The organism is Chthonobacter rhizosphaerae, assembly GCF_013839525.1.
GTDB classification, from domain to species: Bacteria; Pseudomonadota; Alphaproteobacteria; order Rhizobiales; family Pleomorphomonadaceae; genus Chthonobacter; species Chthonobacter rhizosphaerae.
This window is the reverse complement of sequence record NZ_JACDIS010000001.1, coordinates 511,167-534,255: the sequence shown is the minus strand read 5'-3', so window position 1 is coordinate 534,255 and position 23,089 is coordinate 511,167. Positions and strand designations below refer to the sequence as shown.

At 69.0% G+C, this 23,089-nt stretch carries 15 protein-coding genes; 8 read left to right on the top strand and 7 right to left on the bottom strand.

The features are described from left to right. Window positions 1-193: 193 nt before the first annotated feature. Together HND91_RS02420 and HND91_RS02415 are read left to right on the top strand one after the other, a co-directional pair. Complete coding sequence (locus HND91_RS02420; RefSeq protein ID WP_181704913.1) at window positions 194-610, top strand: CopG family transcriptional regulator; 417 nt, start codon at window positions 194-196, stop codon at window positions 608-610. Between the two features lie 24 nt (window positions 611-634). Further along, the gene (locus HND91_RS02415; RefSeq protein ID WP_181704912.1) at window positions 635-1,879 is read left to right on the top strand and encodes an extracellular catalytic domain type 1 short-chain-length polyhydroxyalkanoate depolymerase; all 1,245 of its coding nucleotides are present in this window, start codon (window positions 635-637) and stop codon (window positions 1,877-1,879) included. Between the two features lie 85 nt (window positions 1,880-1,964). Here HND91_RS02415 and HND91_RS02410 read toward each other — a convergent pair whose 3' ends face one another. Further along, window positions 1,965-3,626, bottom strand: coding sequence for an amidohydrolase (locus HND91_RS02410; RefSeq protein WP_181704911.1), 1,662 nt, complete (start codon window positions 3,624-3,626; stop codon window positions 1,965-1,967). Window positions 3,627-3,791: 165 nt separating this feature from the next. Beyond that, a complete protein-coding gene (locus tag HND91_RS02405; RefSeq protein WP_181704910.1) occupies window positions 3,792-4,715 on the bottom strand; it encodes a choline sulfate utilization transcriptional regulator in 924 nt (307 codons plus the stop codon). 160 nt (window positions 4,716-4,875) lie between these two features. Between HND91_RS02405 and HND91_RS02400 the strand changes: the two genes are divergently transcribed. Both HND91_RS02400 and betC read left to right on the top strand, forming a co-directional pair. Then, a complete protein-coding gene (locus HND91_RS02400; protein WP_181704909.1) occupies window positions 4,876-5,811 on the top strand; it encodes a choline ABC transporter substrate-binding protein in 936 nt (311 codons plus the stop codon). Window positions 5,812-5,880: 69 nt separating this feature from the next. Next, window positions 5,881-7,395: a choline-sulfatase gene (gene betC, locus HND91_RS02395; protein WP_181704908.1), complete on the top strand. Its 1,515-nt coding sequence runs from the start codon at window positions 5,881-5,883 to the stop codon at window positions 7,393-7,395. Window positions 7,396-7,578: 183 nt separating this feature from the next. On the opposite strand, the gene HND91_RS02390 is transcribed toward betC, so the two are convergent. The 3 genes from HND91_RS02390 to HND91_RS02380 are packed head-to-tail and all read right to left on the bottom strand — an operon-like array spanning window position 7,579 to window position 8,498. Beyond that, the gene (locus HND91_RS02390) at window positions 7,579-7,848 is read right to left on the bottom strand and encodes a DUF5985 family protein (protein WP_181704907.1); all 270 of its coding nucleotides are present in this window, start codon (window positions 7,846-7,848) and stop codon (window positions 7,579-7,581) included. A 12-nt stretch (window positions 7,849-7,860) separates the two neighbouring features. Beyond that, entirely contained in the window at window positions 7,861-8,130 is a 270-nt protein-coding gene (locus tag HND91_RS02385; RefSeq protein WP_210272533.1) for a DUF5985 family protein, read from the bottom strand. Between the two features lie 5 nt (window positions 8,131-8,135). Further along, entirely contained in the window at window positions 8,136-8,498 is a 363-nt protein-coding gene (locus HND91_RS02380) for a hypothetical protein (protein WP_181704906.1), read from the bottom strand. Window positions 8,499-8,768: 270 nt separating this feature from the next. Between HND91_RS02380 and HND91_RS02375 the strand changes: the two genes are divergently transcribed. Together HND91_RS02375 and HND91_RS02370 are read left to right on the top strand one after the other, a co-directional pair. Next, complete coding sequence (locus HND91_RS02375) at window positions 8,769-14,501, top strand: HAMP domain-containing protein (RefSeq protein WP_181704905.1); 5,733 nt, start codon at window positions 8,769-8,771, stop codon at window positions 14,499-14,501. Window positions 14,502-14,595: 94 nt separating this feature from the next. Then, a complete protein-coding gene (locus HND91_RS02370) occupies window positions 14,596-16,581 on the top strand; it encodes a response regulator (RefSeq protein ID WP_343057041.1) in 1,986 nt (661 codons plus the stop codon). Between the two features lie 36 nt (window positions 16,582-16,617). On the opposite strand, the gene HND91_RS02365 is transcribed toward HND91_RS02370, so the two are convergent. Then, window positions 16,618-18,762: a TonB-dependent siderophore receptor gene (locus tag HND91_RS02365; RefSeq protein WP_181704903.1), complete on the bottom strand. Its 2,145-nt coding sequence runs from the start codon at window positions 18,760-18,762 to the stop codon at window positions 16,618-16,620. A 166-nt stretch (window positions 18,763-18,928) separates the two neighbouring features. Beyond that, the gene (locus HND91_RS02360; protein WP_181704902.1) at window positions 18,929-19,792 is read right to left on the bottom strand and encodes an AraC family transcriptional regulator; all 864 of its coding nucleotides are present in this window, start codon (window positions 19,790-19,792) and stop codon (window positions 18,929-18,931) included. Window positions 19,793-20,160: 368 nt separating this feature from the next. Here HND91_RS02360 and HND91_RS02355 point away from each other — a divergent pair, with 368 nt between their 5' ends. Both HND91_RS02355 and HND91_RS02350 read left to right on the top strand, forming a co-directional pair. Next, entirely contained in the window at window positions 20,161-22,263 is a 2,103-nt protein-coding gene (locus HND91_RS02355; RefSeq protein WP_181704901.1) for a TonB-dependent siderophore receptor, read from the top strand. Between the two features lie 5 nt (window positions 22,264-22,268). Further along, entirely contained in the window at window positions 22,269-23,084 is an 816-nt protein-coding gene (locus HND91_RS02350; protein WP_343057040.1) for an ABC transporter ATP-binding protein, read from the top strand. Window positions 23,085-23,089 lie beyond the last annotated feature (5 nt).

Sequence of the window (23,089 nt, the reverse complement as noted above, 5' to 3'; positions counted from 1 at the left end):
AAACTCCGGTGCCGACGGGGCGCATCAAAGCAGGACGAACTTTCTATTCCGCTAAAACTGCATGTTTTCGCCGCGATCCGGCCGGCGCCATTCGCGGGCGGAGGGACCAATCGGCGGCCCGGATGCATGTCGCCCATTGCAGATCAGGCCTACGCCATCCATTTACCATCCAGGTGGATGGCGGAGACATCGGATGACGGACGAGCCTGTTGCTTCCAAGCGTGCCGAGGAGTCGGAGAAGATCACGATCAACCTCGGCTATGTCGACCTCGGCCGCATCGACCTGATGGTGCGGGACGGGTTCTACTCCAACCGGTCCGACTTCATCCGCACGGCGATCCGCAACCAGTTGACCGCGCACGCCGACGTCATCGCCCGGTCCGTCGAACGGCGCACGCTCGAACTCGGCCTCCGGGACATCACCCGGGCCGAACTCGAAGCGGCGCGGGCCGAAGGCGCCACGCTGCACATCCGGGTGGTGGGGCTCGCCCGGTTCGCCCCCGACGTCACTCCCGATCTCGCAGCCGCGACGATCGGCTCGATCACCGTTCTCGGCGCGCTCCAGGCGTCGCCGGCGATCCGGTCGGCCCTGTCGGACCGCATCCGATAGGCCGGCAAGGAAGGACATCCAGACATGAACAAGACCTTCGCGGCCGCGCTTCGGCGCGCCACCGATCTCACGCGCGGCGGAAGCCTCGGCGATGCCACCCGGGCCATCCAGGACGCGCTGCGCGGCCTCGATCCCTCGACGGCTCCCTCCGACACCGAGAAGGCGAGGCCGGAGCGGACGCTCTCCGCACGGCCGACCCTCGATCTCACCGCCGAAACGGTCGGCGCGCGCCGGCCGGCGCCCGGCCCGACGTCCCCGGCCGACGCCGGCCCGGTCCGCCCGGATCCCGTCGCCGGTTCGGACCGGCGCACGCGGCCGCTCGCCGAGGCGATCCGCGACCTCGCCGCAGGCCGGAGGACTTTCGCGGGTCTGCCGCAGGGCCTGCAGGCGACCCCGCCGCCGCCCGTCCCGGACGGCGCGCGCTATCTGGCGCGCACCTATGCCGGTCCGCACGGCGGCCGGCCCTATCGCGTCTACGTGCCGGCGTCCGCGTCGGCCGGCGCGAAGGGGCTCGTGATGATGCTGCACGGCTGCAAGCAGAACCCCGACGACTTCGCGACCGGGACGGCGATGAACAGCAAGGCGGACGCGGACGGCCTGATCGTCGTCTATCCCGCCCAGCCGACCGGAGCCAACCCGTCCGCCTGCTGGAACTGGTTCGATGCCGCGAACCAGACCCGCGGCTCCGGCGAACCGGCCATCCTGGCGGGGCTCGCGCGCGCGGTGGCGGACGAGTTCGCCGTTCCGCCGGACGCCGTCTTCGTCGCCGGCCTGTCGGCGGGCGGCGCCATGGCGGCCATCCTGGCGGAAACCTATCCGGACGTCTTCTCGGCCGCCGGCATCCACTCCGGCCTGCCGGTCGGCGCGGCCGGCGACATGGCGTCCGCCTTCGCGGCCATGGCCGGCCGGCGCCGGAGCGACGGGCGGTCGACGCCCGGATCAAGCGCACGGCTGATCGTGTTCCACGGCGCCGCCGACACGGTCGTTCACCCGTCCAACGCGGACGCGATCGTCTCCCTGCGCCGGCGCGGCACGGCCTCGGTCGACCGTCACGCCGGGCGAACCCAAGCGGGCCGGCGCTTCGAGCGGACCGTCTACCGGGCGGCCGACGGCGCGGGAGTGCTCGAGCATTGGGTGCTGGACGACCACGGCCACAGCTGGTCGGGCGGCCACCCGTCCGGATCCTACACCGATCCGGCCGGTCCGGACGCCTCGGCCGAAATGGTCCGGTTTTTCCTGGAGGCCCGCTCCGCGGGCCGCCGGGACTGACGGCGGGACGACCGATCGGCGCGCCCGACGCCGCTGCGATCATCCCGGGCGTCGGAACGCGGGCGGACGGCGGATCGCCGGCTGGTCACGCAGCCTCGTGGGTGATCTCGCCGTCGCAGACGGTCACGGCCGCGTGGACCTCGTGGAGGTCGGCCGCCGGCACGGCCTCCAGGTCGGCGGACAACAGGACGAGATCGGCGAGATGGCCAGGCTTCAAGCGCCCTTTGCGATCCTCCAGGAACTCCGCGTAAGCGCCGGCGGCCGTGTAGGCCTCGATGGCCTCCAGGAGGGTCAGCCGCTGGTCCGGGTCGGCCGGGTCCCACGGCTCGCGGGTCAGGGCGGCCTTGATGCCGAGGATCGGGTCGATGGGCGCCACGGGCCAGTCCGACGCGAAGGCGACCACCGCGCCGGCTTCCTTCAGGGTGCGGGTCGCGTAGGCATGGGGCCAGCGAGCCCGGCCGATGCGGGTGATGGTCGGCTCCAGGGGGAAGCCGAGCGCCCCCGGCGGATGGGACGGCTGCATGGAGGCGATCACGCCGAGCTCGGCGAACCGCGGCACGTCGTCCGGATGGACGAGCTCGATGTGCTCGATCCGGTGGCGGCTGTCGCGCGCGCCGTTCGCTCGCCGGGCGGCCGCATAGCCGTCGAGCACGGCCCGCACCGCCCCGTCGCCGATGGCGTGGACGGCGATCTGCAGGCCGCGCCGGTCGATCTCGACGGCCGCCTCGGCGAACCGCTCCGGCGTCATCAGCGGCGCCCCCGTCCAGCCCGGCTCGTCCGCGTAGGGCTCCAGAAGCACGGCGGTGCCGCTGTCGAGGACGCCGTCGTAGAAGATCTTCACGAAGCCGGACGTCACCTTGCCCGACCGGAAGTCGCGGTGGAGCGCGCTCGCCTCCTCCAGGATGGAGAGATCCATGGACGGGCGCCAGTGGAAGGGCACCTTGACCCGGCACGGCAGCTCGCCCCGGCGCTCCAGTTCGGCCAGAAGGGCCAGCTGGTAGCGGTTGCCGTCCATGTTCTGGATCGACGTGATGCCGTGGCGCGCCGCCAAGGCGAGGCCGCGCTTCATGATGGCGATGTCGGCCTCGAAGGCGGCGCCCGTCGGCCAGGGATCCGGATCGAGGCCGGTGGAGAGGCCGGTCCTGCAGCGGTCCGCCCCGCCGGCCGCCAGCACCGGGTCGAACGCGGCCATTTCGCGGAGTTCGCCGGTTGCGAGGCCGTCCGCCCCCATGACCACCTCGTTGCCGGGCGGCAGGGCGCGGCCGTGAAGGAGGCCGGCGCGCTCGAGCGCGGCCGTGTTGGCCCAGGCGGTGTGGTGATCGGGCGCCATCAGCATCAGCGGCCGGTCCGGCAGGATGGCGTCCAGGCTCTGGCGGGTCGGCGGCTCGGCGCCGAGGATGGTGTAGTCGGCGCCCTGGGCGTAGAGCACCGGCTCGTCCGGATGCCCGGCCGCGTAGGCGCGTACCGCATCGGCGAGCGCGTCCCGCCCGTGCAGGCCGAAGAGCTGCAGATGGTGCATCTCGCCGGCGCCGGCGAACAGGTGCATGTGGTTCTCGGAGAAACCGGGGATGAGGGTGCGCGCCGCGCCGGACAGGCGCCGGGTCCCCGGGCCCGCGAGCGCCAGCACCTCCCCGGTCGACCCGACCGCCAGAATGCGGCCGTCCTTGACCGCCACCGCCTCCGCGCGCGGCCGATCCGGATCGAGGGTCAGAACGCGGGCGTCGGTGATGATGAGGTCGGCCGTCATGATGAGCAGATGTCCCTTGTGCGGATCCCGGCCGGTGACGGCCGGCGCCTGCCGTCGAAGCGCGTTGCCGCCGGAAGCGGTCCGCCATCCTAGCAACCTCCGGTAAAGCTTGGGAAGCGAGCGCGTCGGGGCCGGGCATCGAAGCGCCGGGCGGGAGACGACCCGCTACGCCGCCGGTCCGGACCCGACCGACGCCGCCCGGCCCGCCTCCTCGGCGATGAAGCGGGCGAGGATGCGCGCCGTGGCGCTCCGTGCCGAAGCTTCCACCATGAAGTAGCCGCTCTCCGTCCGGGTCAGGGGCGGGCCGACGGCGACGAGCGACCCGTCGGCGAGGGCGCCGTCGACGAGGCCCGACCACCCGAGCGCGAGGCCCTGGTCGGCGATGGCCGCCTGGACCACGAGCCCATAGGTGTTGAGGCTCAGGTCGCCCGGGCCGGGCGATCGCTCCACGCCCGTGGCGGCGAGCCAGTCGCGCCAGGTGAACCAGCGCGGATGCGGCGTGCTGTCCAGGTGGAGGAGCGGGGTTCGGGTCAGCGCCCGGGGATCGTCGCCGAGGCGATGGACGGCCGCGAAGGCCGGGCTGCAGACCGGCACCACCCGCTCTGCATAGAGCTGGGTCGCGGACGTCGGGAAATCCGACCTGAGACCGAACAGCACGGCGATGTCGACGCCCTCGGCCCCGCCGGGCTCGGCGGCGCTCGAGGCCACGATGTGCACCTCCGCCTCCGGGCAGACCGACCGGAAGGCGGCGACGCGCGGCATCATCCACAGGGAGGCGAAGCCGTAGTCGGTGAAAAGCCGGACGATCGGCCGCCGGTTGAGGCTGCGGATCTCGCGGGTGGCGCCGTCGATCTCCGTGACGGCCCCCTGGACCGCCCGGAACAGAAGCCGGCCGGACGGGGTGAGGGCGCTGCCCCGATGGCCGCGGGCGAGGAGAGGCGCTCCGATCTGGCCTTCCAGCTGGCGGACCGCATAGCTGACGGCCGGCTGCGACAGCTTCAGCTCGGCCGCCGCCGCGGTCAGGCTGCCGAGGCGGCCGACGGCCTCGAAGACGCGCATCCAGGCGAGGTCCAGCGGGCGCTCTGCCATAAGGATCCTTGAGGTCTGGTATTGAAAAAGATCAGCTGCACAGCATTGGCTATTTAGATGTCTGATGCCTTGCAGAGCAAGCCGGACGTGGCCGCGCCAGACGGCCCGCCGGCGGGCCGGGCCGCCGTCGCGGCCTTCACCCCTCTCCAGAGGTGTCGCCATGATCCGCTTCCATCTGATCGCCGCCGCCGCGCTCGTCGCCGCCGGGCCGGTTTTCGCCGCCGACGCGCCCTCGTGCCAGACCATCCGCATGTCGGATCCAAGCTGGACCGACATCACCGCGACCAACGCCATCGCGGCCACCATCCTCTCCGCCCTCGGCTACGAGCCGGAGGTGAAGACCCTGTCGGTGCCGATCGGCTACGAAGCCATGAAGAACAAGGACATCGACGTCTTCCTCGGCAACTGGATGCCGGCCCAGCAGGCCTTCATCGACGACCTTGAGGCCGCCAAGGCGGTCGAGGTCCTCGGCACCAACCTCACCGGCGCCAAGTTCACCCTCGCCGTGCCGTCCTATGTGGCGGAGGCGGGCGTCAAGGACTTCAAGGACCTGGCCGCGAATGCCGGGAAATTCGAGAACAAGATCTACGGCATCGAACCCGGCGCGCCGGCCAACGCCAACATCCAGAAGATGATCCAGGCCGGCGACTTCGGCCTGTCCGGCTGGAGCGTGGTGGAATCCGGCGAGCAGGCCATGCTGGCCCAGGTCCGGAGGGCCGAGTCGGACGAGGGTTGGATCGTCTTCCTGGCGTGGGCGCCGCATCCGATGAACGAGACGTTCGACATCACCTACCTGTCCGGCGGGGACGCCTATTTCGGCCCGAACTTCGGCGGGGCCGAGGTTCGCACCCTGGCGCGCACCGGGTGGTCGGCCGAGTGCCCGAACGCGGCGACCTTCTTCAAGCAGCTCAAGTTTGAGCTCTCCATGGAGAATGCCATGATGGGCAAGATCCTGGACGACGGCGACGAGCCGGGCGCCGCCGCGGAAAGCTGGTTGAAGGACAACCCGGACGTGCTCGGCCCGTGGCTGGAGGGCGTCACCACCTTCGACGGCGAGCCCGGCCTGCCGGCCGTCAAGTCCGCCCTGGGTCTCTGACCCCTCTTGCCGGCCGGGCCGCTCCGCCGTCCGGCCGGTTCCGCTCACCACTACGCCGCCGAGACCGCGATGAAGCGCCCGAACGTCCTCATACTGATGGTCGACCAGCTGAACGGAACCCTGTTTCCCGACGGGCCGGCCGACTTCCTGCACGCCCCGAACCTGAAGGCGCTCGCCGCCCGGTCCGCGCGGTTCGCCAACACCTATACGGCGAGCCCGCTGTGCGCGCCGGCGCGCGCGTCCTTTATGTCGGGCCAGCTGCCGAGCCGGACGCGGGTCTACGACAACGCGGCGGAGTTCACCTCCGACATTCCGACCTACGCCCACCATCTGCGCCGGGCCGGATATCACACCGCGCTCTCCGGCAAGATGCACTTCGTCGGGCCGGACCAGCTGCACGGCTTCGAGGAGCGGCTGACCACCGACATCTATCCGGCCGACTTCGGCTGGACGCCCGACTACACGCGCCCCGGCGAGCGGATCGACTGGTGGTACCACAATCTCGGATCGGTCACCGGCGCCGGCGTCGCCGAGATCACCAACCAGTTGGAGTATGACGACGAGGTCGCCTACCACGCCGGCCGCAAGCTCTACGACCTCGCCCGCCGGCACGACGACCGGCCCTGGTGCCTGACCGTGAGCTTCACCCACCCGCACGACCCCTATGTGGCGCGGCGCCGCTTCTGGGACCTCTACGAGGACTGCCCGGCGCTCGACCCGGTGGTCGCTCCGATCCCGTTCGAGGCGCAGGATCCGCATTCCCGGCGTCTCATGCTGGCGAGCGACCACGCGCGCAGCCCGCTGACCGACGACGACGTGCGCCGGTCCCGGAGGGCCTATTTCGCCAACATCTCCTATATCGACGAGAAGATCGGCGAACTCCTCGACATCCTGGATCGCGGGCGCATGGCGGAGGACACCATCGTGGTCTTCGTCTCGGACCACGGCGACATGCTCGGCGAGCGCGGCCTCTGGTTCAAGATGAACTTCTTCGAAGGGTCCGCCCGGGTGCCGCTGATGATCGCCGCGCCCGGGCTGCCGGCGCGACGGATCGACGAGCCGGCGTCGACCCTCGACGTGCTGCCGACCCTTGGCGAGCTGACCGGCCTGGATCTTGAAAGCCTGCGGCCCTGGACCGACGGAATATCCCTCGTCGGGGCGGCGACGGGCGAGGCGCCCCGCGGGCCCGTTCCCATGGAGTATGCGGCCGAGGGCTCGTACGCGCCGCTCGTGGCGCTCCGGGACGGACCCTGGAAGCTGGTGCTCTGCGACCTCGATCCGCCCATCCTGACGAACCTCGACGAGGACCCGCACGAGCTGCGCAACCGGGCCGCCGACCCGGAGAGTGCGGACGTGCTCGCGCGCCTGAGCGGGACCATGCGGGCCCGCTGGGATCTCGCCCGCTTCGACGCGGAGGTGCGGGCGAGCCAGGCCCGCCGCCACGTGGTGTACGAGGCGCTGCGCAACGGCGCCTACTACCCGTGGGACTTCCAGCCGCTGCAGCGCGCATCGGAGCGCTACATGCGCAACCACATGGACCTCAACGTCCTGGAGGAGGCGCAGCGCTATCCGCGCGGGGAATGAGGCGCGGACGGAAACCCGCTGGCGTCGATGGCGCGCCTGTCCGGACGCGCCGTCGCGGCGTCCGGACGGATCGCGGACGACGGGCCGCGAGAAGCACGGATCACGGCCGCGCCGAAGGCCGGCCTCGGTCGCGGACGAGCGCGGGGCATAGGCCGCTGGACGGTGGCCTTCCCGGCCATGCGGTCACCGCTTGGCGATCCTGGACCGGCTGTTCTTCTGCAGCACGGCCACGATGATCACCAGGAAGGCGGCGAGCCGGAGGAGATAGATCCAGCTTCGCTCCTCGACCGGAAGGTTCGTGAGACCCAGGATCGCCTGGTTCAGCGCCAGCAGGCAGAAGGCGACGCCGAAGGCGAGGAAAAGGCCGTCGCTCGTCTGGCGCCAGAACCGCACGAAGAAGAGACTGGCCACCAGAAAACCCATGGTGATCACGCCCGAGGCGAACTGAAACATGCGATGGCCTCCTCAGGCGCTTTCCCAGACCAGACCGAAGATCAGGACGCCGACCGCCAGCAGGGTGGCGACATAGCGCAGGACCAAGAGGTTCAGATCGGGGAAGACGAAAAGATCGAGCACGACGACGAGGCTGTTCACGGCCAGGAAGAAGAAGCTCACGCCGCTCCAGAGCAGAAGACGGACACGGCTCGACAGATATCCGCGCACCAGCAGCCCGGCGCAGGCCGCCGCCGTCCCGAAGCACAACACGTAGATCGCGACTTTCACGAGCTCGATCATCAGGATCACTTCCGGAACTTGAACGCGTCGGAGAACGTCTGGAGCTTGTCGTTTCCGGTCCGGACGATGGCGCGCCGCACTGCCGCCGCTTTCCGTCGGTAGAGATCGTCCAGCTGGATGACCAACTCGTGCTGTTCGGCTGACGCGGCGCAATAGCGGATGGCGCCGTCGGGGCCGACGTCGACGAGCCCGGCCCGCATGAGCGACACGACGCTGTCGCTGATCACCTGTTCGCTGCCGCGCAATTCCGCGACCAGGTTCGCGGGCGTCCACCAACGGTCACCGGACCGGTGGAGCAGAAGCAGAACCTCGAGCGCCCACACGCTGCTGAACGATGTGTCGATGAATTCAGCAAGCTCGTCAGTCATTTCGGAAAATTTGAGGATACGCCGCCCAGCCAGACCATGGGCGGCAGTGTGCGCACCCGAGCCCCGGGTGGCAAGGGGCTGGAGAATATTCTCTGTCTGACACATTCATTCGGAACAAATCACCGCAGCTCGCGTTAGCGCCATCGGCGAAGTTCGCCCGGACGACTCTATACTTCTTTTAACGATGTAAATCGTTGAGAGCTCCGTCAACACCTTGGACATGAAACGGCGCTGCCGGTGAATTGCTGCCGGCGGCCCTCGGGGGGCATCATGAACGTTGAAGTTCCGCGCGAGCAGCTCGACCGGCGCGAGCTCCTCAATGCCTTGCGCGCGTTCCGGCGTGGCGATTTCACGGTCCGGCTGGACGACGACTACCAGGGCGTCGACGCCGAGATCGCCGCGGCCTTCAACGAAGTGGTGGAACTCAACGAGCAGCTGACCAGCGAGTTCGAACGCCTGAGCCGCGTGGTCGGCAAGGACGGCCGGATCGGCGAGCGCGGTCACGTGCGCAGCGCCACCGGCGGCTGGGAGACGTGCATCCGGTCGGTGAACGACCTGATCGAGGACATGGTGCAGCCGACCGCCGAGGTGGCCCGCGTGATCGGCGCCGTCGCCAAGGGCGACCTCAGCCAGTCCATGATGGAGGAGATCGACGGGCGTCCGCTGCGCGGCGAGTTCCTGCGCATCGGCCGAGTCGTGAACACCATGGTGGAGCAGCTCGCCTCGTTCGCGTCGGAAGTGACGCGCGTGGCGCGCGAGGTGGGCACGGAAGGAAAGCTCGGCGGACAGGCCCGGGTGGAGGGCGTCGCGGGCACCTGGAAGGACCTCACCGACAACGTCAACGCGATGGCGACCAACCTGACCGGCCAGGTGCGCAACATCGCCGAGGTGACGACGGCGGTGGCGAGCGGAGACTTGTCCAAGAAGATCACCGTGGACGTGAAGGGCGAGATTCTTGAACTGAAGAACACCATCAACACGATGGTGGACCAGCTGAACTCGTTCGCCTCCGAAGTGACGCGCGTCGCGCGCGAGGTGGGCACGGAAGGCAAGCTCGGCGGCCAGGCCCGGGTGGAGGGCGTCGCCGGCACCTGGAAGGACCTCACCGACAACGTGAACCTGATGGCCGAGAACCTGACCGGCCAGGTGCGCAACATCGCCGAGGTGACGACGGCGGTGGCGAGCGGGGATCTTTCCAAGAAGATCACCGTGGACGTGAAGGGCGAGATCCTCGAACTGAAGAACACCATCAACACGATGGTGGACCAGCTCAACTCGTTCGCCTCGGAAGTGACGCGCGTGGCCCGCGAGGTGGGCACCGAAGGCAAGCTCGGCGGCCAGGCGCAGGTGCGCGGCGTCGCCGGCACCTGGAAGGACCTCACCGACAACGTGAACCTGATGGCCGAGAACCTGACCGGCCAAGTGCGCAACATCGCCGAGGTGACGACGGCGGTGGCGTCGGGAGACCTCTCCAAGAAGATCACCGTGGTGGTGAAGGGCGAGATCCTGGAGCTGAAGAACACCATCAACACCATGGTGGACCAGCTCAACTCGTTCGCCTCGGAAGTGACGCGCGTGGCCCGCGAGGTGGGCACCGAAGGCAAGCTCGGCGGCCAGGCGCAGGTGCCGGGCGTCGCCGGAACCTGGAAGGATCTGACCGACAACGTGAACTCGATGGCGCAGAACCTGACGGGGCAGGTGCGCAACATCGCCGAGGTGACGACGGCTGTCGCCCGCGGCGACCTTTCCAAGAAGATCACCGTGGACGTGAAGGGCGAGATCCTGGAGCTGAAGGACACCATCAACACGATGGTGGACCAGCTGAACTCCTTCGCCTCCGAGGTGACCCGCGTGGCGCGCGAGGTGGGCACGGAAGGCAAGCTCGGCGGCCAGGCCCGGGTGGAAGGCGTCGCCGGCACCTGGAAGGACCTGACCGACAACGTGAACGCCATGGCGGCGAACCTCACCGGCCAGGTGCGCAACATCGCCGAGGTGACGACGGCGGTGGCGTCGGGAGACCTTTCCAAGAAGATCACCGTGGACGTGCGCGGCGAGATCCTCGAACTGAAGAACACCATCAACACCATGGTGGATCAGCTCAACTCCTTCGCCTCCGAAGTGACGCGCGTGGCCCGCGAGGTGGGCACCGAAGGCAAGCTCGGCGGCCAGGCGCAGGTGCGCGGCGTCGCCGGCACCTGGAAGGACCTCACCGACAACGTGAATTCCATGGCCGAGAACCTGACCGGCCAGGTGCGCAACATCGCCGAGGTGACGACGGCGGTGGCGTCGGGAGACCTTTCCAAGAAGATCACCGTGGACGTGCGCGGCGAAATCCTCGAACTGAAAAACACCATCAACACGATGGTGGACCAGCTGAACTCCTTCGCGTCCGAAGTGACGCGCGTGGCGCGCGAGGTGGGCACCGAAGGCAAGCTCGGCGGCCAAGCCCAGGTGCGCGGCGTCGACGGCACGTGGAAGGATCTGACCGATAACGTGAACTCGATGGCGCAGAACCTGACCGGCCAGGTGCGCAACATCGCCGAAGTGACGACCGCGGTCGCCCGCGGCGATCTTTCCCGCAAGATCACCGTGGACGTGAAGGGCGAGATCCTGGAGCTGAAGAACACCATCAACACCATGGTGGACCAGCTCAACTCCTTTGCGTCGGAAGTGACGCGCGTGGCGCGCGAGGTGGGCACGGAAGGCAAGCTCGGCGGACAGGCCCGCGTGGAGGGCGTCGCCGGCACCTGGAAGGACCTCACCGACAACGTGAACCTGATGGCCACGAACCTGACCAATCAGGTGCGCGGCATCGCCGACGTGGTGACCGCGGTGGCCCAGGGCAATCTGAAGCGCAAGCTCTCGGTGGACGCCAAGGGCGAGATCGCGGCCCTCGCCGACACCATCAACGGCATGATCGAGACGCTCGCCACCTTCGCCGACCAGGTGACCGACATGGCCCGCGAGGTGGGCATCGAAGGCAAGCTCGGCGGTCAGGCCCGCGTGCCCGGCGCGGCCGGCCTCTGGCGCGACCTCACCGACAACGTGAACCAGCTGGCCGCGAACCTCACCAACCAGGTGCGCTCCATCGCCGAGGTGGCGACGGCCGTGACCAAGGGCGATCTTTCCCGCTCCATCGCCGTGGAGGCCTCGGGCGAGATGGCCGCCCTGAAGGACACGATCAACGAGATGATCCGCAACCTCAAGGACCAGACCTTGAAGAACGCGGAGCAGGACTGGCTGAAGACGAACCTCGCCCGCTTCTCCCGCATGCTGCAGGGCGAGCGCGACCTGACGACCGTGTCGACGCTCATCATGTCGGAACTGGCGCCGCTGGTGAACGCCCAGTACGGCGTCTTCTACGTCACCGGCCGCGACGAGACCGAGACCTACCTGGAGCTCGCGGCCAGCTATGGCGCGGAAAGCGGCAGCGAGATGAAGCGCCGGTTCGCCATCCGGGAAGGCCTGATCGGACAGGCGGCCGCCGACAAGCGGGGCATGCTCCTCAACAACGTCCCGGCCGACTACCTGCGGATCTCCTCCGGCCTCGGGCACTCCGGCCCGGCGAACGTGATCATCCTGCCGGCCCTGTTCGAGGACGAGGTGAAGGCCGTCATCGAACTCGCGTCCTTCGGCGAGTTCCGCGAGACGCACCAGTCCTTCCTCGACCAGCTGATGGAATCGGTCGGCATCGTGCTCAACACGATCGCCGCCACCATGCGCACCGAAGGCCTGCTGAAGCAGTCGCAGCTGCTCACTGCCGAGCTCCAGGCCCGCCAGTCGGAACTGACCAAGAAGCAGGAAGAGCTGCACGCCACGAACGAGGAGCTGCAGGAGAAGGCGCAGCTCCTGGAGAACGAGAAGAAGCAGGTCGAGAACAAGAACCTCGAGATCGAGATGGCGCGCCGCGCCCTGGAGGAGAAGGCGGAGCAGCTGGCGCTCACCTCCAAGTACAAGTCCGAGTTCCTGGCCAACATGAGCCATGAGCTCCGCACGCCGCTCAATTCGCTGCTGATCCTGTCCAAGCTGCTGGCGTCCAACCAGCAGGGGAACCTGAACGAGAAGCAGGTGGATTTCGCCCGGACGATCAACTCGGCCGGCACCGATCTCCTCAACCTCATCAACGACATCCTCGACCTGTCGAAGATCGAGTCCGGCACGGTGTCGATCGAGATCGGCGAGGTCCCGCTGTCCAACCTGCGCCAGCACATGGAGCGCACCTTCCGCCAGCTCGCCGCCGACAAGGGCCTCGCCTTCACCATCGAGATGGACGAGCGCCTGCCGTCGTCGATCCGGACCGACGAGAAGCGGCTGCAGCAGATCGTCCTCAATCTCCTGTCCAACGCCTTCAAGTTCACCGCCGAAGGCGGCGTCGTGCTGGAGTTCAAGTTCGCCAGCGACGGCTGGAGCACCACGAGCGCGGCCCTGAAGGGAACCACCAAGGCGCTGGCGATCGCCGTGTCGGACACCGGCATCGGCATCCCGGAAGACAAGCAGAAGCTCATCTTCGAAGCGTTCCAGCAGGCGGACGGCACCACGAGCCGCAAGTACGGCGGCACCGGCCTCGGCCTGTCCATCAGCCGCGAGATCGCGCGGCTCCTCGGCGGCGAGCTGCACGTGCGCTCGCGTCCGGGCGAAGGGTCCACCTTCACGCTCTACATCCCGCTTGAGGCGACCGCCGATCAGGTGCTCGTCCCGTCCGCCCCGTCGCCGGGGCGCCAGAGCGGCGCCGGGGCGGAGATCGTCCCGCTCGTGTCCGGCCCGATCGACATCGTCGACGACCGCAACGGCATCCAGCCGGGCGACCGGGTGCTGCTGATCGTGGAGGACGACCCGACCTTCGCCAGCATCCTGCTCAACCTCGCAAGGGACGCGGGGCTGAAGGCCGTGATCTCGCTCGCCGGAGCGGGCACGCTGGCGCTCGCCCGGAAGGTGCGGCCCGACGCGATCAGTCTCGACCTCGGCCTGTCCGACATCGACGGCTGGGTGCTGTTCGATCTTCTGCGCCACGATCCCAAGACCCGGCGGATCCCCATCCACGTGATCTCCGGGGCGAGCGACGTGTCCTCGCTTCTCAGCAAGGGCGCCGCGAGCGCGACCGCCAAGCCGGCCTCGCAGGAGGAATTGTTCCGCGTCTTCGAGAGCATCGCCACCGGCAGCGGCCGGGTCCAGCGGCGGGTGCTCGTCGCGGACGCCGATCCGGACCAGCGGCTGATCCTCGTCGACGCGATCCGCGACGGGGTGACGATCGTGACCGCCGCTCCGTCCATCGCCGAAGCCGCCGAGGATCACGACGTCTCGGCCTTCGACGCGGTCGTGCTCGGCCTGGGGCGGTCGGCGAAGGCGAACGCCCACGTGCTGGCGGAGGTGCGCCGGCGAGAGGAGGGCGAGCCGATCCGGGCGCTCGTCATCTACGGCCTCCACAGCGAGGCGGTGGACCAGGCGATCCAGCAGAAGCCGTTCGACGCGCCGGTGTTCCGCGCGGACACGCTGCAGCAGCTCGCCACCGCGCTGCCCGGCGCCCTCGGCGAGGAACCGGAGCAGGTCGGCGACATGCCGGGTTCCTCCGACATGGCCGACCTGGCGGGCGCGAAGGTCCTGATCGTCGACGACGACATCCGCAACATTTACTCGCTGACGAGCGTCCTCGAGACCTACGGCATCGAGGTGCTGCACGCCGAACGCGGCCGGGAAGGCATCGAGATCCTGGAGAGCAACCCCGGGATGGACGTCGCCCTCATCGACATCATGATGCCCGAGATGGACGGCTACGAGACCATGGGCGAGATCCGCCGGCGGCCGGCGCTGGCCGAGCTGCCGCTGATCGCGGTGACCGCCAAGGCCATGAAGGGGGACCGGCAGAAATGCCTGGACGCTGGCGCGTCCGACTACGTGGCCAAGCCCGTCGACATCGAGCTGCTGCTGGCGCTCCTGCGCGTCTGGATCCGCCGGTCCCGCCATCGGGGCCAGGTCGGAACGGCCGGACTGACGGTGCCGGCATGAGGATCGGATGGTGAGCGTCCTTCAGAGTACAGCCTCCATGTCCGGACCCTCGTCCTCGCCCGCGCCGGGTGACTCGCCCGCGAAGATCCTGGTCGTGGATGACGATGAGCGGAACCTCCTGGCGATCTCGACGATCCTCGACACCGTCGCGGACGTGGTGACCGCCGCCTCGGGCGAGGAGGCCCTGCGCTATCTGCTGAAGCAGGAGTTCGCCGTCATTCTCCTGGACGTCTACATGCCCGGGCTCGACGGCTACGACACGGCCCGCTTCATCAGGCAGCGGGAGCAGTCCAAGCGCACGCCGATCATCTTCCTGACCGCCATCAACAAGGAAGACGCGCACATGCTGCGCGGCTACGACATGGGCGCGGTCGACTACGTGTTCAAACCGTTCGACCCGGTCATCCTGCGGTCCAAGGTGGCGGTCTTCGTCGACCTCTACGAGAAGACCCAGGAGATCCAGCGCAACGCCGTCCAGCAGCAGCGTCTCTACGAGGAGAACCTCCGGGCCAACGCCGAGCGGCTCGAGATGGAGAAGGCGCTCCTCAAGGTGGAGGAGCGGCAGGCCCTGATCCTGCGCTCGCTCCCCGTAGCGCTCTACGAGGAGGACCTTTCGGGCGAGGATCGCGCCCCGCGCTTCATCGGCGGAGACCTCCACGCCCTGACCGGCTTCAACGACAGGGAGCTCAACGCGCACGCCTTCTGGTACGAGCGGATCCACCCGGACGACCGGGCGCTCCGCCTGCACGCCCCGGCGGCCCTGTTCAAGAACGGCGTCGCGGTGTCGGAGTATCGATGGAACTGCGCCGACGGCCAGTTCAAGCACTTCCTGGACAAGTCGGTGCTCCTGCGCGACCCGGACGGCGTGCCGATCGGCATCGCCGGCACGCTCCTCGACGTGACCGACCGGCGCAAGCTGGAGGACCAACTGGTCCAGGCGCAGAAGCTGGACGCGATCGGCAAGCTGACGGGCGGCGTCGCGCACGACCTCAACAACCTGCTGGCGTCGGTGCTGGGCGGGCTCGGCCTCATCGAGCGCCGGTCGACCCTGTCGGAGGACGCCCGCCAGGTGCTTCACATGACACGGCACGCCGCCGAGCAGGGGGCCGAGCTGATCCGGCGGATGCTGGCCTTCTCCCGGCGCCAGCACCTGAAGCCGGCGGTGGTGCAGATCAACGATCTGCGCGGCAACATGGAAGGCATGGTGGGCCACATCCTCGGCGGCCTGGTGCGGTTCGAATGGGCGGTGGACGAGACCTTGTGGGCCGCCTACGTCGACACCGGGCAGCTGGAACTGGCGCTGATGAACCTGATCGTCAACGCGCGGGACGCCATGCCGGCCGGCGGAACCGTCAGGGTGTCGGCCACCAACCGCACCGCGTCGGACCACCAGATCGGCGGATTGCCGGCGGGGGACTACGTCGTCCTCACCGTGTCCGATACGGGCTGCGGGATCTCGCCGGAGAATCTCGCCCGCGTCATCGAGCCCTTCTTCACCACGAAGGACGTCGGCAAGGGAACGGGCCTCGGGCTCAGCACCGTGTACGGGTTCGCGCAGCAGTCCGGCGGCACCATCACGATCAACAGCAAGGAGGGGACCGGGACCACGGTGGAGCTTTGGCTGCCAAGGTCGCCGGTGGAGGTCTCCGATCCCAAGAGCCGCCCGGCGAGCCCCGACCCAACTCCCCGCAAGGTGCCGGACGGCGCGGGCCGCGGTCGCAGCATCCTGCTGGTCGACGACACCGCCTCCGTCCGCGACATCACGGCCGCCCTGCTGAAGGAAAGCGGCTTCAACGTGGTCACGGCATCCGGCGGGGGCGAGGCCATGGGTCTTCTGGAGAAGCAGCCCCAACGCTTCGACCTGATCATCACCGATTTCGCCATGCCCATCGTGTCCGGTCTCGACGTGGTCCGGTTCGCCAGAAACCTTCGTCCCGACCTCCCGATCATCATCATCACGGGCTATGCGGATACGAGCGGGATCGCGGACTGCCCGCCCAACGTGCCGGTGTTCACCAAGCCCTTCGAAGACGAAAGCCTCGTCGGGACGATCCGGGAACTGCTGGCGCCCCCGGGCTAGCCCTGACGGCGCGCGGGCCGTCAGGGCTCCACGGGATCAGAACCTGATCTGGGCGGTCAGCTTCGCCACGCGGCCCTCGCCGTAGCTGCACGCGAACTGGGTCTGGCAGCTCGCCACATAGTCTCGGTCGAAGATGTTGTTCACGTTGAGGGCGACGGACCAGTCCTCGGCGTCGAAGCCGACCTTGGCGTCGAACACCGTCGCGGACGGCACCTTCAGCGTGTTCTCGTTGTCCACCCAGGACGAACCCTGGTAGCGGACGCCGCCGCCGACCGTGAAGCCTTCCAGAAGGCCCGTGCCGAAGGTGTAATGGAAGGACAGGGAGGCCTGGGTCTCCGGCACGATGAACGGGGTGTTGCCGATCAGGGTCGCGTTCGCGTCCTCGGTAATCTCCAGGTCGAAGGCCGTGAAGGCGGCGGTCAGGAGCAGGTTCTCGGTGATGTTCGCCTGCGCCTCCACCTCGATGCCACGCGAGTTGAACTCGCCGATCTGCGTCTCGGCCAGGAACGGGCCGGTGACGACGTTCTTGCGCGTGAGATCGAACAGGGCGACCTGGAACAGGCCGTCGAACCACTCGGGCTTGACCTTCACGCCGACCTCGACCTGGTGTCCGGTTTCCGGCTTGTAGAACCCGGCCACCGGCGACGACCCGATCTGCGGGTTGAAGAAGGTCGAGACGCTGGCGTACGGGGTGATGCCGTTGTCGAACGCATAGGCGAGCCCGGCGCGACCGCTCCACTCACCGGTGTCGTCGCCGCCGGTCCGCAGGCCGTCCACGTCCGTCGACACGTAGTCGTACCGGCCGTTCAGCGTGACGATCCAGCCGTCGCCGAAGCGCATCTGGTCCTGGGCGTAGAGCCCGATCTGGTGCTGGCTGATGACCTCGTCGATGTACGGGGTACGAGGACCGACCACGCCGCCGTAGACCGGATCCACCGCGCTGATCGGCGTCACCGCCCCGGTGGCCTGCATCTGGTCCATGCGGAAGAACTTGTAGTCGATGCCCATGAGCAGCTGGTGGTCCACCGGGCCGGTCCGCACCTCGCCCTCGATCTGAGTGTCGACGAGAACGGTGTCGACGACCGTGTCGTGCTCGAAGTTGATGCGCGACAGGAGGCCGGACGGGTCGGTCGGCGTCGGCGAGAAGGCGTTGTAGCCGTAGGGATAGATCGAGACCTCGCGCAGGTCGCTGTGCCCGTAGCGGGCGTTCTGGCGAATCTCCCAGCCATTCTCGAGCCGGTGCTCCAGGTCGTATCCGATGTGGCCTTGCTTGCGCTCGTAGGTGTCGACGGCGGGCTCGGTGAAGTTCGTGTCGCGATCGATGAAGCCGAACGGGGCCGGAACGACTGTGCCCACATAGGGCAGGAAGCTGCCGCCGCCGTGGTTCTGGTCCATGACGGTGAGATTGGCGAGAACGGTGAGCGTGGTGTCTTCACCGAGGTTCATCGTCACCGCCGGGGAGACGGTCCCCCGGAATTCGTCCTGCTCGTCCGAATAGCCCTGCCCGCCGAGGACGCGGCCGGTCACGCGATAAGCCGTCTCGGCGTCCACGGCATCGCCGACGTCGAAGCCCACGTAGCCGGTTCCGGCGTCGTTGATGCCGAAGTCCAGCGCGCGCAGGCGCTCGAACACCGGACGCCGGCTGACCAGATTGACGAGGCCGCCCGGGTTGCTGCCGCCGTAGAGCACGGACGCGGCGCCCTTCAGCACCTCCACCCGGTCGAGGAGATAGCTGTCGATCAAGAAGCCGCCGAAGCCAAAGCCGTAGGACTGGAGGCCGTCCAGGTAGAGGCCGGTCTGGGTGGCCTGGAAGCCCCGGATGAACAACCAGTTCGTGTCGGTGTCCGGACCGAACGGCTGGGCGAAGACGCCCGCGGTGTAGCGCAGGGCCTCGTCGGCCTTCTCGGCGCCGAGGTTCTCGATCTGCTCGCGGCCGATGACCGATACCGCCTGCGGGATCTCCTCCACCGGCGTCGCCGTCTTGGACCCGGTGGCGGTCCGCCCGGCCACATAGCCCTCGACCGGATCCGTCGCTCCGTCGCCGGACCCCTCCACCACGATGGGCTCGAGCGCGACCGGCGCAGTCTGCGCGTCGGCGAGCGCGGGTGCGAGGAGAAGCGCGGCAGCCGCCGTCCCGCTCAGCAGATCCCGCCCCGTCGTGCCCCACCAAGCCTGGACCATGTCACCCACCTTGAACGCCTGAACGCGCCGGCCCTGGCCGGCCATATAGATGAGCCAATAACTCAAGTTTTCGGAGCTGGCTTGGACGAATCCGCTGTGCTGGAACGGGCCTGCGCTCCCGTCGCACGTGCCGACGGCGTCCAGCGTCGCTCGTGTCCTTTCGGCATCACCCGCCACGGCTCGCCAGCCAGGCGCTCGGCGAGGTGCCCGTCATCTTCCTGAACACGCGGCTGAAGTGCGAGTGGTCGGCGAAGCCGGTGGCTGCCGCCACGTCGGTCAGCAGGCAGGGCCGTTCGGTCAGCAGCGCCTGGGCCTTCTCGATGCGCGCGCGCATCTGCCAGCGATGGGGCGTGAGCCCGGTGGCGGCCTTGAAGTTGCGGCAGAAGTGGCTCTCCGACAGGCCGACCAGATCCGCGAGGTCGCGGACGCGGACCGTCTCCGTCGCATGGGCCTCCAGGTGGGCGATGACCCGGCGAAGCGCCGCGGGCCGAAGCGGGGCGCCGCCCTTGTCGGCGGGCGCGTCGATCTCCAGCGTTTCGGTGATGAGCGCGAGCGTGAGGCTCTCGCCGAACAGGGCATGCCGGGGCGCGTCGGACGCGCAATCGGCCGCGATCAGCCCGGCGAGGGACGCCACGCGCTCGTTGGTGACGAGCACGCGCGGCGTTTCGAGCCGGGTCCGGTCCAGGACGTTCGGACACCGGCGGGCCAAGGCGGTCGGATCGAAATGGATGTCCAGATGCCGAAGCCGAGCGAGCCCGGTGATCTCGGCCCGGATCGGGTAGTCCGCCGGTATGTAGCTGACCGTGACGGCATTGCCGGGCCGGCTTTTGCGCCCGCCCGTGGGCAGGTCCACCGCGATGTCGCCGTGACCGGCGCCCTCCAGGATGACGACGATGCGCGGGTCGCGGGCGACGTATTCCCCTCCGGCGCTCGCCGCGCATCCGACCGTCCAGAGGTCCGTCACGATGCCGTCGTAGGCGCGCACGCGGAGGTCGGCGCCGGGCGAAAAGCCGCTGAGGCGGGTCCGCATGCGAGGTCTGAAGGTCAAGGCGGCCATGAAGCAGGTCTGTCGCAAGCGTCGCAGTGTTGGACGGGCTCGGCTTGTTCCTATAAACTGGAGTTTATTACTCCACAAATCGGAAAGTGCGTGACCTGGCGGATGCAAGACCGCCATCGGCCGTCAAAGGCCCCTCGGTCCCGACCGGCGCCGGGCGCGCTGGATGCATGTGGTGCGGTCTTCAAGCGGCCGATTCGCGGCCTGCAGGGGACCGCATTGGACGGGGGCCCTGCCGGCCGACCCTGCGCGCATCCCGGGTGCAAGGGTCGAAAGCGAAACTTGACTCTTCAGTTCAGGTTTTATAGCGAGACGGCATAGCTCATTCCTATCGAGTATGTTCCATGATGTTTCCGGTCCGGCTCGCCTTTCTCGCTTCCGCCTCCCTGCTGGCCCTCGCCTCCGCCGCCATGGCCCAGGACCAACCGGCCGGCGGCGATGCGGCGGACGAGGCGGTGGTGCTGGAGCCGATCACGGTCGACGGCCAGTCCGAGACGGTGATGACGAGCGAGGGCTATGTGACGGGCGAGGCCCGGGCGGCCACGAAGACCGGGACGCCGCTGATCGAGGTGCCGCAGTCGGTCTCCACCGTCAGCGAGAAGCAGCTCGACGACCGTAACCCGCAGACCCTGCTCGACGCCCTCGCGTACGTTCCCGGCGCGCGGACCGGCGCCTACGGGTTCGACCCGCGCTTCGACGCCTTCTTCGTCCGCGGCTTCCCGGCCACCTATACCGGCCGCTTCCGCGACGGCCTGCGGGAGATGAACAGCCCCACGGCCATCTTCAAGACCGAGCCCTATGGCATCGAGGGCATCACGATCCTGAAGGGTCCCGCCTCGGCCCTCTACGGGCCGGCGAGCGTCGGCGGACTGGTGGACGTCATCTCCAAGCGGCCGCTGGACGAAGCCTTCCGCGAGGTCGAGGTGAGCTACGGCAGCCACGACCGCAAGCAGGTGAACGTCGACCTGTCCGGGCCGGCGAACGCGGAGGGCACGCTCCTCTACCGGCTGACCGGCGTCGGGCGCGCCAGCGGCACCGAGATCGAGGGTTTCCCGGACGACCGGCTCTATCTGGCGCCGGCGGTCACCTGGCGGCCGGACGCGGACACCAGTCTCACCGTCCTCGGCGAGGTGATGGACTCCAGGACCGGCGGCACGGCGGCGTTCGAGAACGACGGCAGCGACGTCACGGACATCTATTCCGGCGACCCGCGCTACAATGATTTCGACCAGCAGCAGCAGCGGATCGGGTGGGAGTTCGAGCACCGCTTCGACGAGACCTTCACGGTCCGCCAGAACGCCCGCTATGCCCACATCGACAACCGTCTGGAATACGCCTACGTGGTCGATCCGACCACCAGCCCGATCACCCGCGCCGCCGGCCTCAATGCGGAGGAGGTCCACACGGTGGTGCTGGACAACCAGCTGGAAGCCCGATTCGATACCGGGCCGGTGAGCCACACCCTGCTGGTCGGCGCCGACCTCGGCTATGTGACCTACGAGCAGCGCAACGGTTTCGGCGCGATCCCGGGCGAAGGCACGCCGCCGGGCCTCGCCTTCGCGTCCGCCCAGGACATGCTGAACGCCGGCGTCTACGTCCAGGACGAGATGCGCTTCGGCAACCTCGCCCTGACGCTCGGGGCGCGGCACGACTGGCTGTCGGCCGAGACCGAGACGCCGGACGGCGCAGGCGGACGGTCCTCCACGACGGAGGACGATACCGACTTCTCCGGCCGCGCCGGCCTGTCCTGGCGGACGGACCTCGGCCTCGTCCCCTACGCGCTCTACTCCACCTCCTTCGCGCCGAACGTCGGCATCCTGGTGGACGGCACGCCCGCCCGGCCGACCGAGGGCGAGCAGGTGGAGGTGGGTGTCAAGTACCAGATCCCCGACACCAACGCGGTGATCACCGCCTCCCTGTTCGACATCCGCCAGACGAACGGCGTGGTGTTCGACGCCTCCTCGGGCGTGAACGAACAGGTGCAGCTGGATCTGCGCTCCAGGGGCTTCGAGATCGAGGGGGCGGCGAGCTTCCGCAACGGCCTGAGCCTGATCGCCTCCTACGCCTACGTGGACCTCACCATCGAGCGCGGCGCCGCCGGCACGGCGGGGAACCGGCTCTCCAGCGTGCCGCACCACACGGCCTCGCTCTGGGCGGACTACACCATCCCGTCCGGCCCGGCGGTGGGCCTCGGCTTCGGGGCCGGCGTTCGCTACGTGGGCGCCAGCTTCGGCGACGACCTGAACACCTTCGAGAACGACGCCCGCGTCCTGGTGGACGCGGCGGTCCACTACGACCTCGGCGGCCTCGACCCGGACCTGGAGGGCACCCGCCTCCAGGTGAACGCCACCAACCTCTTCGACGACCGGGAGGTGACCTGCACGTCCGGCTACTGCTACCGGGAAGCCGGCCGCAGCGTCATCGCCAGCCTGCGGTACCGCTGGTGAGCGCCGTGGCGGTGTACTTCGCGGGGGAACCGGGCGCCTCGCAAGCGGTCGACCGGGACGCGATCGCCGTGCGCGACGTCTCGGTGGCGGCGGGCGGGCGCACCATCCTCGGCCCGGTCAGCGCCGCCTTCGCGGCCGGCACGGTGCACGCGCTCGTGGGGCACAACGGGTCCGGCAAGTCCACGCTGGTCAGGGTCCTCGCCGGGCAGCTGCGGCCGAGCGCCGGCGCCGCCACACTCGGCGGCAAGCCGGTGCACGCCTGGGCGGCCCGGGCGCTCGCCCGCGAGATCGCCTACCTGCCGCAGGAGCCGGCCGCCGCGGCCGGCTTCACGGTGCGCGACCTGGTCGGCCTCGGCCGCTACTGCCGGCACGGACCCTTCGGGCGGTTCGGCGCGAAGGACAGGGCCGCCGTGGAGGCGGCGCTGGAGGTGACGCGTACGGCCGGCTTCGCGGACCGGGACGTGGCGAGCCTGTCCGGCGGCGAGCGCCAGCGGGCGTGGATCGCCATGCTGGTCGCCCAGGAGAGCCGCTTCCTCCTCCTCGACGAGCCCACGTCCGCCCTCGACATCGGCCACCAGCTGGAGGTGCTGGCGCTCGTCCGCTCGCTCGCCGAGATCCGCGGCGTCGGGATCGTGATGGTGCTCCACGACATCAACATGGCGGCGCGCTTCGCCGACCGGCTGGTCGCCCTGCGCGGCGGCCGGGTGATCCGGTCCGGCACTCCGGACGAGATCCTGACGGCGGATGGGCTGACCGAGATCTTCGCCGTGCCGATGGCGCTCGCCGCCGGCTCGGCCCGCCCCCTGGCCTATCCGCTTTGAGGACG

Excerpts from the sequence above, each read along its gene's own strand:
- HND91_RS02420 (WP_181704913.1), top strand. The coding sequence starts at position 194 with ATGACGGACGAGCCTGTTGCTTCCAAGCGTGCCGAGGAGTCGGAGAAG.
- HND91_RS02415 (WP_181704912.1), top strand. The coding sequence starts at position 635 with ATGAACAAGACCTTCGCGGCCGCGCTTCGGCGCGCCACCGATCTCACG.
- HND91_RS02410 (WP_181704911.1), bottom strand. The coding sequence starts at position 3,626 with ATGACGGCCGACCTCATCATCACCGACGCCCGCGTTCTGACCCTCGAT.
- HND91_RS02405 (WP_181704910.1), bottom strand. The coding sequence starts at position 4,715 with ATGGCAGAGCGCCCGCTGGACCTCGCCTGGATGCGCGTCTTCGAGGCC.
- HND91_RS02400 (WP_181704909.1), top strand. The coding sequence starts at position 4,876 with ATGATCCGCTTCCATCTGATCGCCGCCGCCGCGCTCGTCGCCGCCGGG.
- betC (WP_181704908.1), top strand. The coding sequence starts at position 5,881 with ATGAAGCGCCCGAACGTCCTCATACTGATGGTCGACCAGCTGAACGGA.
- HND91_RS02390 (WP_181704907.1), bottom strand. The coding sequence starts at position 7,848 with ATGTTTCAGTTCGCCTCGGGCGTGATCACCATGGGTTTTCTGGTGGCC.
- HND91_RS02385 (WP_210272533.1), bottom strand. The coding sequence starts at position 8,130 with ATGATCGAGCTCGTGAAAGTCGCGATCTACGTGTTGTGCTTCGGGACG.
- HND91_RS02380 (WP_181704906.1), bottom strand. The coding sequence starts at position 8,498 with ATGACTGACGAGCTTGCTGAATTCATCGACACATCGTTCAGCAGCGTG.
- HND91_RS02375 (WP_181704905.1), top strand. The coding sequence starts at position 8,769 with ATGAACGTTGAAGTTCCGCGCGAGCAGCTCGACCGGCGCGAGCTCCTC.
- HND91_RS02365 (WP_181704903.1), bottom strand. The coding sequence starts at position 18,762 with ATGGTCCAGGCTTGGTGGGGCACGACGGGGCGGGATCTGCTGAGCGGG.
- HND91_RS02360 (WP_181704902.1), bottom strand. The coding sequence starts at position 19,792 with ATGCGGACCCGCCTCAGCGGCTTTTCGCCCGGCGCCGACCTCCGCGTG.
- HND91_RS02355 (WP_181704901.1), top strand. The coding sequence starts at position 20,161 with ATGATGTTTCCGGTCCGGCTCGCCTTTCTCGCTTCCGCCTCCCTGCTG.